Origin of the sequence: Stackebrandtia soli (assembly GCF_965137155.1) — a bacterium.
GTDB classification, from domain to species: domain Bacteria; phylum Actinomycetota; class Actinomycetes; order Mycobacteriales; family Micromonosporaceae; genus Stackebrandtia; species Stackebrandtia soli.
Genome location: NZ_CBCRZX010000048.1, coordinates 19,125 through 34,678 on the forward strand (window position 1 = coordinate 19,125; position 15,554 = coordinate 34,678).

Genomic DNA, 15,554 nt, shown 5'->3' on the forward strand with positions numbered 1-15,554 from the left:
GATCGTGCCCACGCCGTCCGGAGTCTCCCGGGTGACCGGTCGAGCGGGCGGCCTCGAAGGCGGCATCACCTCCGGTGAGCCCCTGCGGGTGCGCGCCGCCATGAAACCGATCTCCTCGCTGACCCGGCCACTGTCCACGATCGACGTGACCACGGGCGAGGCCGCCGAGGCCATCAACCAGCGCTCCGACGTCTGCGCCGTACCCGCCGCGGCCGTCGTCGCCGAGGCGATGACCGCGTTCGTCCTCGCCGAAGCCGCCCTCGAGAAGTTCGGCGGCGACTCCGTCACTCAGACCGCCGCCAATCTCGCCACCTACCGAGACGGGCTGGTCGTTCGGTGACCGTCACGATCGTGCTCGTCGGCCCACCCGGCAGCGGGAAGACGACGGTCGGCGCACGACTCGCCGCGCTGCTCGACGTCCCCTTCCGAGACACCGACCAGGACATCGAGGCGGCGGCGGGCAAACCGATCCCCGAGATCTTCATCGACCACGGTGAAAGCCACTTCCGCGCGCTCGAAGCCGAGGCCGTCGCTTCCGCGTTGGCCGAGCACTCCGGCGTCCTCGCCCTCGGCGGCGGGGCGGTCCTGTCTCCGGAGACCAGGCGCCTCCTCGCCGACGCGCCGGTCGCCTTCCTCTCCGTCGAACTCGCCGCAGCCGTGTCCCGCGTCGGGCTCGGGGTGGGCCGCCCGCTGCTCGCGATCAATCCGCGCGCGACGATGAAGGCCCTCCTCGACGAGCGGCGACCGCTGTACGGCGAGGTCGCCGACACCATCGTCGCCACGGACGACCTCGACGTCGACGAGGTCACCAGTCGCCTCGCCGAATGGCTCGGCGCCGCCGTGACCGTGCCCGTCGGCACGGTCGAGCCCTACGACGTCGTGATCGGCCCCGACACGACCGCGCTCGTCACGGACTATCTGGCCCAAGCGAAACGTGTCGCGATCATCCACTCCGCACCGTTGTCGGCGCACGCGGCGAGCATCGCCACCTACCTTGGCGACGCGGCGGCGGCCACTCTCATCGAGATTCCGGACGCCGAGGCGGGGAAGACCATCGAGGTCGCCGCGACCTGCTGGGATCGTCTCGGGGAGGCCGGTTTCACCCGCACCGACGTCGTGATCGGAGTGGGGGGCGGCGCCGTCACCGACCTCGCGGGGTTCGTCGCCGCGTGCTGGCTGCGCGGGGTCCGTGTCATCCAGCTGCCGACGTCCCTACTCGGCATGGTCGACGCGGCCGTGGGCGGGAAGACCGGCGTCAACACGAGCGCCGGAAAGAACCTCGTCGGCGCGTTCCACGCGCCCAGCGCGGTCCTGTGTGATCTGTCCGTGTTGGAATCGCAGCCGGTACGCGACCGTGTCGCCGGGCTGGCCGAGATCGTCAAGTGCGGCTTCATCGCCGACCCGCGTATCCTCGACCTCGTCGAGGCCTCCAGCGAGTCCGACATGGAGCCTGGTTCGCCCGTGTTGGCGGAGCTCATTCGGCGGGCCGTGGCGGTCAAGGCCGCCGTCGTCACGGAGGACTTCAAGGAATCCGGACGGCGCGCCTTCCTCAACTACGGGCACACCTTCGCGCACGCGGTCGAGCGGGTTCGCGACTACACGGTGCGGCATGGAGACGCGGTCGCGCTCGGCATGGTGTTCGCCGCGGCGCTCGGTCGTCTCACGGGCCGGGTCGACGTCCTGGACCGCACCCGATCCATTTTGGATAAGCTCGGCCTGCCGACCCGGTACGACGGGGAGGCGTTCGCGCCGCTTCTCGCGGTCATGCGGCTCGACAAGAAGGCGGTGGGGGATCTGATGCGTTTCGTACTGCTCGACGCGATCGGCGAGCCGACGCTGGTCAGCGACGTGACCTTCGCTCAGTTGGAGGCGGCGTTCGAGGAGGTCAGCCGGTGACGATCCAGGTCCTCAACGGTCCCAACCTGCGCCGTCTCGGCCTGCGCGAACCCCAGATCTACGGGTCAACGACCTATCCGGACCTGGAACGCCTGTGTGCCGAGGCGGGAAAGCGCGTCGGTCGGTCCGTCGAGGTCGCGCAGACCGATGACGAGGCGACGATGCTCGGCTGGCTGCACGCGGCGGCCGACGCCGGGGATCCGGTTGTGCTCAACGCCGCCGCGTGGACGCACACCTCGGTCGCCATCGGCGACGCGTGCGCGATGCTGACGGCGCCGCTGGTCGAGGTCCACATCTCGAACGTCCACAAGCGAGAACCGTTCCGGCATCACTCCTACGTGTCGGCGCACGCGTCCGGAATCATCGTGGGATGCGGAGTCGACGGATACCGCCTCGCGATCGAGCACCTCGCGTCGCTCGGGGTCTCCTGAGACGTCGTTAACCGTTTGCGGACGTCTCGGCGACGTCCGATCATGGTCGGATGACTCCAGCACGTCCCGAACCGGTCGACGCGGCGGAGGCGTTCGTTCGCGAGCGCTTCCCACGATGCCGATGGGCGATCCTGTCCGGATCCGTCATCACCGCCGCGCGGACGCCCGGGTCCGACCTGGACATCGTGCTGATGCAGGACGGCGGGACCGCTCACCGGGAGTCCCTCCGCTTTCGCGGTTGGCCCGTCGAGTTGTTCGCGCAGACCGAGGGCCACCTGCGACACTTCCTCGACCAAGACCTCACCGCGCGGCGACCATCTCTGCATCGGATGATCGCGACCGGTCGAATTCTGCGCGACACCGACGATGAGGGGGCGGCGACGCAGCGCGATTGCGCCGAGGTCCTCGCGGCGGGCCCACGTCCGTTCTCGGCGGAGGAGCTCGATCGCCAGCGCTACGGCGTGACGGATCTGCTCGACGACGCCCGCAGCGCCGTCGACCCGGCCGAGCGTCTCGTCATCGGATCGACATTGTGGCGCGCGACCGCGACGCTGTTCCTCGACGTGCGCGGTCACTGGCGAGGTGAGGGCAAGTGGTTGTGGCGCGAGCTGAGGGACTGCGATCCGGGGTGGGCCGCCCGGTGGTTGGCGGCGCGAGACGACGTGGATTCCGCGTGCGTGATCGCCGAGGAGGTCCTGACGGCCTCAGGCGGGCCGCTGTTCGACGGCTTCCGTCAGGACGCGCCCCCGCTCGGCGGGTGACGAGTGGACGGAGCGGGGTGCGAATGCTGTGTGTGGACGAAGCGGGTGGGAAATACGCCTCCCACCCGCTTCGATCAGTCCGTGGTCGGGGCGGAGCTGGCCGCGACGAGCTGCTTCGGGACGACCACCTTCTTGGTGATGCCCAGCTCGTCCTCCAGGTAGCGGTCCTTCGTGATCTGCCAACCGAAGTAGCCGTGGGCGGCGACGGCCGCGAAGAGCAGCAGGTAGGGCGCCGTCCAGGAGTCGGTCGTGTCGTAGAGGACGCCGACGAGCAGCGGTCCAGTGCCCGCGATCAGGTAGCCGCCGCTCTGCGTGAACGCGGACAGTCCGGCGGTTCCCGCCGCCGTCCTGGTCTTCAGCCCGAACAGTGTCAGCAGCAGCGGGAAGGTGCCCATGCCGATCGTGACGCAGACGATGCCCGTCCAGGTCAGGTAGGGAACGGTCGACAGCCACATCAGCGGAAGCCCGACGGCGTAGCCGGCGATCATGAACATCAGGAGCGCGCGTTGATCCTTCATGCGCGCGGCGATGATCGGCACGACGGTGGAGATGGGGATGCCGAGCGCGGTGAAGACGGCGAGCATGTAGCCCGCTTCGGCGGCGCTGTAACCATTGGCTCCCATCATTTTCGGCAGCCAACCGAACATGACGTAGGCGATCAGCGACTGGGTGCCGAAGCAGATCATCATCTCCCAGCTGAAGCGATTGCGGCCGAGGCCCCGCAACGGGGTGACCGCGTCGACCTTTCGCTTGACGTTGTGGTGGTTACGTTCGAGGATGAACCACGGGATGATCGAGAACACGGCGGGTATCACCCAGATGCCGAGCGCCATTTCCCAGCTGCCGCCCAAGGCGTCGCGCATTGGGATGGTGAGAGCCGCCGCCGCCATCGTCCCAACCGACATGGCGAACGAGTAGGCGGTCGTCATCTGACCGATGCGGCGTGGGAAGTGGGCCTTGACCAGTGCGGGGATCACGACGTTGCCGACGGCGCCTCCGGCGAGGGCGAGTCCGCTGAACACGAGGAACAACGGGACGGTGTCCACGAGGGCGCGTGCGACGGTGCCGATGGTCATGATGACGAGAGCGGCGAGCAGGAGTCGCAATTCGCCACACCACCGCACGAGTGCGGGGATGGCGGCGCCGAGTATGGCGAAACAGATGACCGGGAGGGTCGTGAGGATTCCGGCGATCCACCCCGACATGTTCAATCCACTTTGGATTTCGTCGAGGAGTGGGCCGACGCTCGTGACAGCCGTGCGCAGGTTGAATGCGGCGAGTAGTACACCAGCGGCGACGAGCCAGGCGGCGGTGGTGAATCGACGTAGCCGCAGCACCTGGTCAGTCAGAACAGACATGGAGGAGGGGCCTTCATACGTTGGGGTATTCGTGGCGAACTATTCGGATGGGGTCACGAGTGATGAGACTAGCGTGCCGGGTCCATAAATGGGGAAAGTGCCTGTGGATATTCGTGTGAGCTGGGTGTGCTTCATGTGCGGCGTCGGGCACCGTGATGGTGCGCGCGGCTTGGTCGGTACACTTGCCTGTCGGCTTTTCACGCATATACGAAGGACATTGGCGAACGTATGGCAAGCACGAACGACCTGAAGAACGGCATGGTGCTCAACCTCGACGGCGTCCTGTGGAGCGTTGTCAAGTTTCAGCACGTGAAGCCCGGTAAGGGTGGAGCCTTCGTTCGGACCACGCTGAAGAACGTGTTGTCGGGGAAGGTCGTCGACAAGACCTTCAACGCCGGCACCAAGGTCGAGACGGCCACGGTGGACAAGCGGACGATGCAGTACCTGTACCCGGACGGAGACGACTTCGTCTTCATGGACCTCGACACCTTCGACCAGATCACGGTTCCGGCCGCGACGATCGGTGACGCGAAGAACTACCTGCTCGTCGAGGCGGAGGCGACGGTCGGTATCCACGAGGGAACGCCGCTGTACATCGAGCTGCCCGCGTCCGTGGAGCTCGAGGTCACGCACACCGAGCCCGGCCTTCAGGGTGACCGGTCGTCCGGCGGCACGAAGCCCGCGACGGTGGAGACCGGCGCGAACGTCAACGTCCCCCTGTTCATCACCACCGGCGAGAAGATCAAGGTCGACACTCGCGATGGCAAGTACCTCAGTCGCGCGTAGCCGTGTCAGAGAAGACGCTGGCGGCGTTTCCCGCCCGACGTAAAGCCCGCAAACGCGCCGTGGACGTCCTGTACGAGGCCGAACAACGTGATCAGCCCATTCTGGACGTGCTCGAGTCGCGTCGGCGCCTGGCGATGAGCGACGCGCAGATGCCGGGCATCCCGGAGTACACGATGACGCTGCTCAACGGCGTCGCCGAGCACCTCGACGAGGTCGACGACGCGATCGACCGTTGCCTGGTCGGTTGGCGCTTGGATCGGATCCCGGCCGTGGACCGCAACATTCTGCGCGTCGCGACCTACGAGTTGTTGTACGACAAGGACACCGATTCGGCCGTGCCGATCAGTGAGGCCGTCAAAATCGCCGAGGTGTTGTGCTCGGACGATTCCCCGGCTTTCATCAACGGCGTCTTGCAGAGCGTGTCTCGGTTGTAACCGTTCGATGGAGGAATTCTCGGTGGTCGGTCTGACCGGTATTCACCACGTCAGCCTTTCCGTGTCCGATGTGGATGAGAGTGTCGCCTGGTACGGGCGCGTTTTCGGCGCGACGGTCGCGATGCGCCGTCAGGGCGGTGGGCTGGACAAGGCGATGCTGGCCGTGCCGGGCGTCGACGTCGCGCTCATCCTGGTCGGGCACGGTGACCAAGCCGTGCCGGGCTCGTTCAACGAGCGTCGTTCCGGCCTGGATCACCTGGCGTTCGCCGTCGACGACGCGGATCTGGAGGCGTGGGTGGGTCGGCTCGACGAGCTGGGCGTCGCCCATGACGGCATCGGCTCGGGTTCCTCCGGTCGGCTGGTCGCGTTCCGGGACCCGGACGACATCGCCGTGGAGCTCTACACGAAGCGTTGAGTCGCCGAGTGTGAGTGACCGCTTCGGATCCGTCGGGCTTGTGGCCCGATCGTGATCTGAGGCGGCCGCCGTCTCATGACGAACGCCCCACATCCGTTTCGGATGTGGGGCGCTGTGGTTTAGTCGCCAGGGGCGCCGCGGTCTTACTCGGCGTCCTTCTGGTCGGCGAAGAACTTGGCCGGGTCGGCGATCAGGACGCCCAGCTCCGACAGCTTCTCGAGGAGCGCTGAAGGGGTTGTGTCGTAGATGATCGCGAGCGCGGACAGGTCATCGGCGCGAATGGACAGGATGCGTCCATTGTAGTCGCCGCGGCGCTGCTGGATGCCGCGCGCGTAACGGGCGACGTGCACCAGCTCGGGCGAGCTGTGGTCGTACAGGGCGGCCAGGTCGAGCGTGAGCTTGCTGCCGGGTTCCACCGGGAGGGGGGCGCCATCCGGAAGGAGCTCCGCGACGGGGACCCGGTAGAACGTGGCCAGCTCGGCCAGGCGGGCCACGGTGATCGCACGGTCACCGCGCTCGTACGAACCGATAACGACGGCCTTCCACTTTCCGCCTGACTTGTCCTCGACGCCTTGCAGAGACAAACCCTGCTGGATCCGGATGTCGCGCAAGCGGTTACCGAGGAATTTCGCGTACTCGGGTGACGAAGCCATTCGATGTACTCCAGGTTAGGGGGTGTGCGTAGCCGTATTTTTAGCTACGGTGCGTGACTTTAGGCGATGTCGAATCGGCGTGCAAGTGGGGGTCCTCTCAATTTTCACCGTGCGTGATGACGATATCGGGATGAACTTGGACAAAGGCGAACATAACTTCACTACGCTGCGTCGATGTCGAGCAGGGTGTGACGGCCGCAGCGGGTAGCATGTGCCGCGGCCATTCTTTAACGGACCGTCCAGTGAGGCGGGGAAGGAGGTCGGCATGGACAGTCGTGCCCTCAGCAGGCCCGACGGGCCGCCGGGCGGCGGCACCACCGACGACAGACCTGGAAAACAGGTGTTGTCGGGCGCCGATATCGCGCGAGTCATCGATCGCATCGCCCATCAGATTCTCGAGAAGACCCGAGGCGGGGCGAACACCGTCCTTCTTGGAATTCCGTCCCGTGGCGTCCCGCTGGCGCGGCGGCTCGCCGAACGCATCTCCGCCTTCGAGGGGTTCGCCATGCCGCATGGTTCCCTCGACGTCACGCTCTACCGTGATGACCTCCGGCGAGGTGGAACCCGACCCCTCGGCCCGACCGACGTGCCCGACGGCGGCGTCGACGACCGGAGGGTCGTCCTCGTCGACGACGTCCTCTATTCAGGGCGGACCGTGCGCGCCGCGCTCAACGCCCTCTACGATCTGGGTCGCCCGTCGCAGGTGCAGTTGGCGGTGCTGGTCGACCGCGGCCACCGCGAGTTGCCGATCCGTGCCGACTACGTCGGCAAGAACCTCCCGACGTCCACGACCGAGAGCGTCGCCGTGCACCTGAGCGAGGTCGACGGCGTTGACGCCGTGATCCTCACGGGCGGTGCGTCGTGATGGAGCACCTCCTCAACGCGTCCGACCTCGACGTCGACACCGCGACCTTGATCCTCGACACCGCGCAGGCGATGTCCGACGCGATGACCGGTCGCGAGGTTCGCAAGCTTCCCACCCTGCGCGGCCGCACCGTCGTCAACCTGTTCTACGAGGACTCCACCCGCACTCGCGTGTCCTTCGAGACCGCCGCGAAGCGGTTGTCCGCCGACGTGGTGAACTTCTCCGCCAAGGGATCGAGCGTCAGCAAGGGTGAGAGCCTCAAGGACACCGCGCTCACCCTCCAGGCGATGGGCGCCGACGCCGTGGTGATCCGACACTCCTCCTCGGGCGCCGCCCACCGGCTCACCCAATGGCTCGACGGCAGCGTCATCAACGCCGGCGACGGTACCCACGAACACCCCACGCAGGCCCTGCTCGACGCCTTCACGATCCGGCAACGCCTCGGACGCGTCAACGGCCTGCGCGTCGCGATCGTGGGGGACGTTCTGCACAGCCGCGTCGCCCGCTCGAACATAGCGCTACTGTCCACATTCGGCGCGCACGTGACCCTTGTCGCGCCGCCGACGCTCCTGCCGGTCGGCATCGACGGCTGGCCCGTCGACGTCTCCTACGACCTGGACGCCACCATCGCCACCAGCGACGTGGTGATGATGCTGCGCGTTCAGCGTGAACGCATGGGGGACTCGTTCTTCCCCTCGATACGTGAATACAGCAGGCGATACGGCCTCGACGGGGCGCGCATGCGTGCGCTGCCGGACGAGGCGATCGTCATGCACCCCGGTCCGATGATCCGGGGAATGGAGATCGCCGCGGACGTCGCAGACTCGCCGCGCTCGGTCATCGTCGAACAGGTCGCCAACGGGGTTTTCGTTCGGATGGCCGTGCTGTACCTGCTGCTGTCGGGCGAGAAGGGATCGGGAATATGACGGACCATCTGATCAAGGGCGCCGCCGTACTGGGCGGAGAACCCTCGGACGTGCTCATCCGCGACGGGCGGATCGCCGAGCTCGGCGCCGTCGGGTCGATCGAGGCGAGCGACGCCGAGGTCTACGACGCGACCGGGCTGGTGCTGCTGCCGGGCCTCGTCGACCTGCACACCCACCTGCGCGAACCCGGCCGAGAGGACGCCGAGACCGTCGCCTCTGGCAGTCGCGCCGCCGCGTTGGGCGGCTACACCGCCGTCTGCGCGATGGCCAACACCGACCCGGTGGCCGACACCGCCGGGGTGGTCGAACAGGTCTGGAGCCTCGGGCGGGACGCCGGACTCGTCGAGGTCCAGCCGATCGGGGCCGTCACCGTCGGGCTCGCCGGGGAACGCCTGGCCGAGCTCGGCGCGATGGCGACCTCGGCGGCCAAGGTGCGGATCTTCTCCGATGACGGTCACTGCGTCTCCGATCCCCGGCTCATGCGCCGCGCCTTGGAATACGTCAAGGCCTTCGACGGCGTCATCGCCCAGCACGCCGAGGAGCCGATGCTCACCGTCGGCGCGCAGATGCACGAGGGCGCGATGTCGGCGAAACTCGGCCTCGCCGGTTGGCCCGCCGTCGCGGAGGAGGCGATCATCGCTCGGGACGTGCTCCTCGCCGGGCACGTCGGCTCGCGCCTGCACGTCTGCCATGTGTCCACTGCGGGCAGTGTGGAGATCCTGCGCTGGGCCAAGAGCAAGGGTTGGCGCGTGACCGCCGAGGTATGTCCGCATCACCTGCTGCTGACCGACGAACTTGCCGAGTCGTACGACCCGGTGTACAAAGTGAACCCTCCATTGCGTACCGAAGAGGATGTTCTGGCGCTGCAGCAAGGCCTTGCCGAGGGGGTCATCGACGTCGTCGCCACCGACCACGCTCCGCACACTGTGGAGGACAAGGAGTGCGAATGGGCGCAGGCCCGCCCCGGCATGCTCGGCCTCCAAACCGCACTGTCCATCGTCATCAAGACCATGGTCGAACCCGGCCTGCTCGACTGGGCGGGAGTCGCGGAACGCTGCTCGATCACTCCCGCCACCATCGCGGGCCTGACCGGCCAAGGCCAACTGCCGCACGTCGGCGCCCCGGCGAACCTGACCCTCGTCGACCCGAACGAGACATGGACCGTCAACGGTTCCGAACTGGCCGGCCCCAGCCGCAACACCCCCTATGACGGGATGACCTTCCCGGGCGTCGTGCGCGCCACCTTCTTCGGCGGACGGCCGACCGTCCTCGACGGCAAACTCGTTAAGGAGTCCATATGAGACGCGCTCCGGCGATCCTGGTTCTCGAAGACGGCCGCAGCTTCCGAGGCGAGGCTTACGGCTCCGTCGGAGAGACCGTCGGCGAGGCCGTGTTCTCCACCGGCATGACCGGTTATCAGGAGACCCTCACCGACCCGTCCTACCACCGGCAGATCGTGGCGATGACCTCGCCGCACATCGGCAACACCGGCGTCAACACCGAGGACAACGAGTCCTCCCGGATCTGGGTCGCGGGCTTCGTCGTCCGCGAACCCTCGGTCGTCGCGTCCAACTGGCGTTCCGAGCGGAGCCTCGAGGACGAACTGGCCGCCGAGGGCATCGTGGGCATCTGCGGAATCGACACCCGCGCCCTCACTCGCCACCTGCGCGAACGGGGCGCCATGCGCGCCGGCATCTCGAGTCGGACCACGGACGTCCCCGCGCTCCTGGAACGGGTGCTGGCGAGTCCGTCGATGAGCGGCGCGAACCTCGTCGACGAGGTGACGACGCCCGTGGCCTACACGGTGGAACCGGAAGGGCCCGCGCGGTTCACCGTCGCCGCGATCGACCTCGGCATCAAACGCAACACTCCCCGGCGCATGGCCGAACGCGGCATCCGCACCCACGTGCTGCCCGCTTCGTCCACGGTGGATGACATTCTCGGCGTCGGTCCCGACGCGGTGTTCCTGTCCAACGGTCCCGGTGACCCGGCCACCGCCGATCACCAGGTCGCGGTGACGCGCGAACTGCTGGCCCGCAGGGTCCCGCTGTTCGGCATCTGCTTCGGCAACCAGGTGCTCGGGCGGGCGCTCGGCCTGTCGACGTACAAGCTGAAGTACGGTCACCGCGGCATCAACCAACCGGTGCGCGACAACGAGACCGGCCGGGTCGAGGTGACCGCCCACAACCACGGCTTCGCGATCGACGCGCCCGTCGAGGGGCGTTTCGACACCGAGTTCGGGCCGGCCGAGGTCAGCCACGTCTGCCTCAACGACGACGTCGTCGAAGGCCTTCGCTGCCTGGACGTCCCCGCTTTCTCCGTGCAATACCACCCTGAGGCCGCCGCGGGTCCGCATGACGCCGACTACCTCTTCGACCGGCTCACCGAACTGATGGGGGCGAACAGCAATGCCTAAACGCGATGACATCAAGCATGTCCTGGTGGTCGGCTCCGGGCCGATCGTTATCGGCCAGGCGTGCGAGTTCGACTACTCGGGCACGCAGGCGTGCCGGGTGTTGCGGAGCGAGGGCATCCGGGTCAGCCTCGTCAACTCCAACCCCGCGACGATCATGACCGACCCCGAGTACGCCGACGCGACCTATGTGGAGCCAATTACGCCGGAGTTCGTCGAGCAGGTCATCGCCGCCGAACGACCCGACGCGATCCTCGCCACGCTCGGCGGCCAGACCGCGCTCAACACCGCCGTGGCGTTGCACGAAGCGGGTGTCCTCGACAAGTACGGCGTGGAGCTGATCGGCGCCGACATCGACGCGATCCAGCGCGGCGAGGACCGGCAGCTCTTCAAGGAGGTCGTCGCCCGCGCCGGGGGAGAGGTGCCCAAGAGCGCCGTCTGCCACACGATGGACGAGGTGCACGCGACCGTCGCGGAACTCGGTCTGCCCGTCGTCGTCCGCCCGTCGTTCACGATGGGCGGCCTCGGTTCCGGCATGGCGCACACGATGGAGGAACTCGACCGGATCGCCGGTCGCGGTCTGGCCGAGAGCCCGACGACCGAGGTCCTCATCGAGGAGAGCGTGCTCGGCTGGAAGGAGTACGAGCTGGAGCTCATGCGCGACCACAAGGACAACGTGGTCGTCGTGTGCTCCATCGAGAACATCGACCCGATGGGCGTCCACACCGGGGACTCGGTGACGGTGGCCCCCGCGATGACGCTCACCGACCGCGAGTACCAGCGGATGCGCGACCTCGCCATCGCGGTGCTGCGCGAGGTCGGCGTCGACACCGGCGGCTGCAACATCCAGTTCGCCGTCAACCCGGAGAACGGCCGCCTCGTCGTCATCGAGATGAACCCCCGGGTGTCGCGGTCGAGCGCGTTGGCGAGCAAGGCGACCGGTTTCCCGATCGCCAAGATCGCCGCCCGCCTCGCCATCGGCTACACCCTCGACGAGATCCCCAACGACATCACGAAGGCGACCCCGGCCGCGTTCGAGCCGACGCTCGACTACGTCGTCGTCAAGATCCCGCGATTCGCGTTCGAGAAGTTCCCGGGCGCCGACGCCACCCTGACCACGACCATGAAGTCGGTCGGCGAGGCGATGGCCCTCGGTCGGACTTTCGGTGAGGCGCTTCAGAAGGCGATGCGGTCCACCGAGACCACGATGCCCGGACTGTGGACGAAGGCCGACCCGGAGGGCGTCACCCTCGAGGAGACCTTGGAGGCGCTGCGGCACGGCCACGACGGCCGCCTGTACACCGCCGAGCGGGCGCTGCGCCTCGGCGCGACGATCACGCAGGTCTCCGAGGTCAGCGGCATCGATCCGTGGTTCATCGAGGAACTGGCGCGCCTGAGCCGCCTGCGCTTCGAGATCGAGTCGGCGCCACTGCTGGACGAGAGTCTGCTGCGGCGCGCGAAGCGGTCCGGTTTCTCCGACCCGCAACTCGCGGCGCTCCGCCCCGAACTGTCCGGTGAGGACGGTGTGCGTCGCCTGCGGCATCGACTCGGGCTGCGTCCGGTCTACAAGACGGTCGACACCTGCGCCGCCGAGTTCGCCGCCGACACCCCGTACCACTACTCGACGTACGAGGAGGAGACCGAGGTCGCCCAGAGCGATCGCCCCAAGGTGATGATCCTCGGTTCGGGTCCCAACCGCATCGGTCAGGGCATCGAGTTCGACTACTCGTGCGTGCACGCCGTCTCGGCGCTGCGCGACGCCGGCTTCGAGACGATCATGGTCAACTGCAACCCCGAGACCGTCTCGACCGACTACGACACCGCGGACCGGCTGTACTTCGAGCCGCTGACGCTGGAGGACGTGCTCGAAGTCCACCACGCCGAGCACACCAGCGGCCTGGCCGCCGGCGGGCCCGGAGTCGTCGGGGTCGTCGTCCAGCTCGGCGGTCAGACCCCGTTGGGACTCGCGCAGCCGCTCACCGACGCGGGTCTCCCGGTCGTCGGCACCGACGCGGAGAGCATTCACCTTGCCGAGGATCGTGGCGCGTTCTCGAAGATCCTCGCGAAGGCGAAACTGCCCGCACCCGCGCACGGCACCGCGAGCACCTACGTCGAGGCGAAGGCGATCGCGGCGCGCATCGGGTACCCGGTGCTGGTCCGTCCGTCCTACGTCCTGGGCGGTCGCGGGATGGAGATCGTCTACGACGACGCGAATCTCCAGTCCTACATCACCCGCGCGACCGACATCAGTCCCGCGCACCCGGTCCTCGTCGACCGCTTCCTCGATGACGCCATCGAGATCGACGTCGACGCCCTGTGCGACGGCGAGGAGGTCTACATCGGCGGAGTCATGGAGCACATCGAGGAGGCTGGCGTCCACAGTGGCGACTCGTCGTGCGCGCTCCCGCCGATCACGCTCGGGGGACAGACCCTGCGGCGGATCCGTTCGCACACGGAGGCCCTCGCCCACGGTTTGGGTGTGCGCGGCCTCCTGAACGTCCAGTACGCGCTCAAGGACGACACCCTGTATGTCCTGGAGGCCAACCCGCGTGCGAGCCGTACCGTCCCGTTCGTGTCGAAAGCGACCGGTGTGTCCCTCGCGAAGGCCGCGACGCGCGTCATGATGGGCGCGACGATCGCGACGCTCCGTGAGGAGGGACTGCTCCGTCGCGTCGGTGACGGCGGTCGACTCCCCGCCGACGCCCCGATCGCCGTCAAGGAGGCGGTCCTCCCGTTCAAACGGTTCCGCACCGTCGACGGACGCGGCATCGACGCGGTCCTCGGCCCCGAGATGAAGTCGACGGGCGAGGTCATGGGCATGGACATCAGCTTCGGCCACGCCTTCGCCAAGGCCCAGGCCGCGACCTACGGTCACGTCCCCACATCGGGGAAGGTCTTCGTCTCGGTCGCCGACCGGGACAAGCGCGCGATCGTGTTCCCCGTGCAGCGCCTCGTCGACCTCGGCTTCACCGTCTACGCCACCCGCGGCACCGGTGAGGTGCTGCGGCGCCACGGCGTCGAGTTCACGCAGGTCCGGCGGCGCAGCGACGCGAATCACGACCTCGCGTTCCCCGACGCGATCGAGCTCATCGCCTCCGGCGAGTTCGATCTCGTCATCAACACCCCGGCCGGATCGACCGGGGTCCGCACCGACGGATACGAGATCCGCAGCGCGGCCGTCGTCGCCGACACGCCGTGCATAACCACGATTCAGGGGGCCTCCGCAGCCGTCATGGGCATAGAGGCCATGATTCGTGGTGACCTTTTGGTGCGACCCCTCCAGGCGTTGCATGCAGCGATCAACCAGGAATAACGATGCTTTACTCACGCACGGTCCGGCCGGTTCTCTACCGCATGGGACGAGGTGACCCGGAGGCTGCCCACGAGAAGACCCTCGCCATGCTGTCCTCTGTGGCGCAAAAGCCCTGGCTCCTGAACGCCATGAGCAAAGTCAACGCCGTCAGCGACCCCGCCCGTGTCTTCGGGATCGACTTCCCGAACACGGTCGGGCTCGCCGCCGGCATGGACAAGAACGGCGTCGCGATCGACGCGTGGCCGGCGCTCGGCTTCGGCTTCATGGAGATCGGCACGGTCACGTGGCGGGCGCAACCGGGCAACCCCCGGCCCCGCCTGTACCGCCTGCCCGAGTCGCAGGCGCTCATCAACCGGATGGGTTTCAACAACGACGGCGCGCAGGCGCTGGCGCGTCGGCTGGGCAGTCGGCCGCGTCCGGCGGTTCCGATCGGCATCAGCCTCGGAAAGTCGAAGACGACGCCGATCGAGCAGGCGATCGACGATTACGTCGCGTCCTTCTCGACGCTGTACCCCTACGGCGACTACTTCGCCGTCAACGTCTCCTCGCCGAACACCCCGGGCCTACGCGACCTCCAGGACGCGCAGCACCTGTCGGAGCTCCTGACGGCGCTGTACGAGGAGAACCAGCACCAGTCGCGCGGCGGTCGGATCAAACCGGTCCTCGTCAAACTGGCGCCCGACCTCACCGAGTCGGCGATCGGACAGGCCATCGAGGTCTGCCTGTCGCACGGCGTCGCCGGAGTCATCGCCAGCAACACGACGCTCGGCCGCGACGGCGTCGCGTCGTCCGACCTCGATCGCGCTGCCCAGTCCGGCGGCCTGTCCGGGAAACCGTTGCGCGACATCACCCGATCGATCGTGTCGTTCATCCATCGGGAGACCAACGGGCGCTTCCCGATCATCGGCGTCGGCGGCATCACCACCGGCGACGACGCGGCGAGGCTCATCGACGCCGGCGCCAGCCTCGTCCAGATCTACACCGGACTCGTCTACTCAGGCCCGTCGTTGATCCGCAAGGCCGCCAAGGCCGCCCGCAAACACTCCCAAAGCAGCGGCCCGCAGCGTCCGACGCCTCGACGGTCGGCGGCCTCGGGGCCGTCACCCCGTCGGCAGCTGTCATCGTCGCCGTATCCGGAGTCCTCGCCGTCCCCATACCCGGAGTCGTCGCCCTCCCCCTACGGGAACCAGTCGCCGTCTCCGTACGGGGAACCGGCGCCGTACACGGATTCCCCGTACCGGGACAGGGCGCCGTCCTCGCAACCGCAACAACAGCCGTCCCCGTACCCGGAACCGTCCCCGTC

Annotated in this window: 14 protein-coding genes and 1 pseudogene; 13 read left to right on the forward strand and 2 right to left on the reverse strand. The window is 67.8% G+C overall.

From position 1 onward, the window contains the following. From ACM9NP_RS20405 to ACM9NP_RS20420, 4 genes are all read left to right on the forward strand, one after another. Window positions 1-340, forward strand: a 340-nt coding sequence (locus ACM9NP_RS20405) for a chorismate synthase (protein ID WP_415648360.1), incomplete at its 5' end; no start/stop codon positions are given. After that, window positions 337-1,896 carry a 3-dehydroquinate synthase gene (aroB, locus tag ACM9NP_RS20410; protein ID WP_415648361.1) on the forward strand — a complete coding sequence of 520 codons (1,560 nt, stop codon included), beginning with the start codon at window positions 337-339 and terminating at the stop codon, window positions 1,894-1,896. The genes ACM9NP_RS20405 and aroB, both read left to right, overlap by 4 nt. Beyond that, window positions 1,893-2,327, forward strand: coding sequence for a type II 3-dehydroquinate dehydratase (aroQ, locus tag ACM9NP_RS20415; RefSeq protein WP_415648362.1), 435 nt, complete (start codon window positions 1,893-1,895; stop codon window positions 2,325-2,327). Before aroB ends, aroQ begins: the two co-directional genes overlap by 4 nt. 50 nt (window positions 2,328-2,377) lie before the next feature. Beyond that, window positions 2,378-3,088 carry a nucleotidyltransferase domain-containing protein gene (locus ACM9NP_RS20420; protein WP_415648363.1) on the forward strand — a complete coding sequence of 237 codons (711 nt, stop codon included), beginning with the start codon at window positions 2,378-2,380 and terminating at the stop codon, window positions 3,086-3,088. A gap of 74 nt (window positions 3,089-3,162) precedes the next feature. On the opposite strand, the gene ACM9NP_RS20425 is transcribed toward ACM9NP_RS20420, so the two are convergent. Then, a complete protein-coding gene (locus ACM9NP_RS20425) occupies window positions 3,163-4,446 on the reverse strand; it encodes a CynX/NimT family MFS transporter (protein ID WP_415648364.1) in 1,284 nt (427 codons plus the stop codon). A 228-nt stretch (window positions 4,447-4,674) separates the two neighbouring features. Between ACM9NP_RS20425 and efp the strand changes: the two genes are divergently transcribed. The 3 genes from efp to ACM9NP_RS20440 are packed head-to-tail and all read left to right on the forward strand — an operon-like array spanning window position 4,675 to window position 6,081. Further along, the gene (gene efp / locus ACM9NP_RS20430; RefSeq protein ID WP_415648365.1) at window positions 4,675-5,232 is read left to right on the forward strand and encodes an elongation factor P; all 558 of its coding nucleotides are present in this window, start codon (window positions 4,675-4,677) and stop codon (window positions 5,230-5,232) included. 2 nt (window positions 5,233-5,234) lie between these two features. Beyond that, window positions 5,235-5,666, forward strand: coding sequence for a transcription antitermination factor NusB (gene nusB / locus ACM9NP_RS20435; protein ID WP_415648366.1), 432 nt, complete (start codon window positions 5,235-5,237; stop codon window positions 5,664-5,666). A gap of 7 nt (window positions 5,667-5,673) precedes the next feature. After that, window positions 5,674-6,081, forward strand: a complete 408-nt coding sequence (locus ACM9NP_RS20440; RefSeq protein WP_415648367.1) for a VOC family protein — start codon at window positions 5,674-5,676, stop codon at window positions 6,079-6,081. A gap of 143 nt (window positions 6,082-6,224) precedes the next feature. Here the strand turns inward: ACM9NP_RS20440 and ACM9NP_RS20445 are convergent, their stop codons facing one another. After that, window positions 6,225-6,734, reverse strand: a complete 510-nt coding sequence (locus ACM9NP_RS20445; protein ID WP_415648368.1) for a transcriptional regulator — start codon at window positions 6,732-6,734, stop codon at window positions 6,225-6,227. A 265-nt stretch (window positions 6,735-6,999) separates the two neighbouring features. On the opposite strand from ACM9NP_RS20445, the gene pyrR reads away from it, so the two are divergent. From pyrR to ACM9NP_RS20475, 6 genes and pseudogenes are all read left to right on the forward strand, one after another. Next, complete coding sequence (gene pyrR / locus ACM9NP_RS20450; protein WP_415648369.1) at window positions 7,000-7,599, forward strand: bifunctional pyr operon transcriptional regulator/uracil phosphoribosyltransferase PyrR; 600 nt, start codon at window positions 7,000-7,002, stop codon at window positions 7,597-7,599. After that, window positions 7,596-8,525 (forward strand): aspartate carbamoyltransferase catalytic subunit, encoded by a 930-nt coding sequence (locus ACM9NP_RS20455; RefSeq protein ID WP_415648370.1) that lies wholly within the window; start codon window positions 7,596-7,598, stop codon window positions 8,523-8,525. Before pyrR ends, ACM9NP_RS20455 begins: the two co-directional genes overlap by 4 nt. Further along, complete coding sequence (locus tag ACM9NP_RS20460) at window positions 8,522-9,826, forward strand: dihydroorotase (RefSeq protein ID WP_415648371.1); 1,305 nt, start codon at window positions 8,522-8,524, stop codon at window positions 9,824-9,826. The genes ACM9NP_RS20455 and ACM9NP_RS20460 overlap by 4 nt, the downstream gene beginning before the upstream one ends. Then, window positions 9,823-10,941 (forward strand): glutamine-hydrolyzing carbamoyl-phosphate synthase small subunit, encoded by a 1,119-nt coding sequence (gene carA / locus ACM9NP_RS20465; protein ID WP_415648372.1) that lies wholly within the window; start codon window positions 9,823-9,825, stop codon window positions 10,939-10,941. Before ACM9NP_RS20460 ends, carA begins: the two co-directional genes overlap by 4 nt. Next, window positions 10,934-14,251, forward strand: coding sequence for a carbamoyl-phosphate synthase large subunit (gene carB, locus ACM9NP_RS20470; protein WP_415648373.1), 3,318 nt, complete (start codon window positions 10,934-10,936; stop codon window positions 14,249-14,251). Before carA ends, carB begins: the two co-directional genes overlap by 8 nt. Before the next feature lie 2 nt (window positions 14,252-14,253). Then, window positions 14,254-15,288, forward strand: a pseudogene (locus ACM9NP_RS20475) (quinone-dependent dihydroorotate dehydrogenase); the annotation flags it as partial. Window positions 15,289-15,554 lie beyond the last annotated feature (266 nt).

Bases quoted from the DNA above. Each gene is read 5' to 3' on its own strand.
- pyrR (WP_415648369.1), top strand. From the start codon at position 7,000: ATGGACAGTCGTGCCCTCAGCAGGCCCGACGGGCCGCCGGGCGGCGGC.
- ACM9NP_RS20445 (WP_415648368.1), bottom strand. From the start codon at position 6,734: ATGGCTTCGTCACCCGAGTACGCGAAATTCCTCGGTAACCGCTTGCGC.
- ACM9NP_RS20420 (WP_415648363.1), top strand. From the start codon at position 2,378: ATGACTCCAGCACGTCCCGAACCGGTCGACGCGGCGGAGGCGTTCGTT.
- carB (WP_415648373.1), top strand. From the start codon at position 10,934: ATGCCTAAACGCGATGACATCAAGCATGTCCTGGTGGTCGGCTCCGGG.
- ACM9NP_RS20440 (WP_415648367.1), top strand. From the start codon at position 5,674: ATGGAGGAATTCTCGGTGGTCGGTCTGACCGGTATTCACCACGTCAGC.
- ACM9NP_RS20425 (WP_415648364.1), bottom strand. From the start codon at position 4,446: ATGTCTGTTCTGACTGACCAGGTGCTGCGGCTACGTCGATTCACCACC.
- efp (WP_415648365.1), top strand. From the start codon at position 4,675: ATGGCAAGCACGAACGACCTGAAGAACGGCATGGTGCTCAACCTCGAC.
- carA (WP_415648372.1), top strand. From the start codon at position 9,823: ATGAGACGCGCTCCGGCGATCCTGGTTCTCGAAGACGGCCGCAGCTTC.
- ACM9NP_RS20460 (WP_415648371.1), top strand. From the start codon at position 8,522: ATGACGGACCATCTGATCAAGGGCGCCGCCGTACTGGGCGGAGAACCC.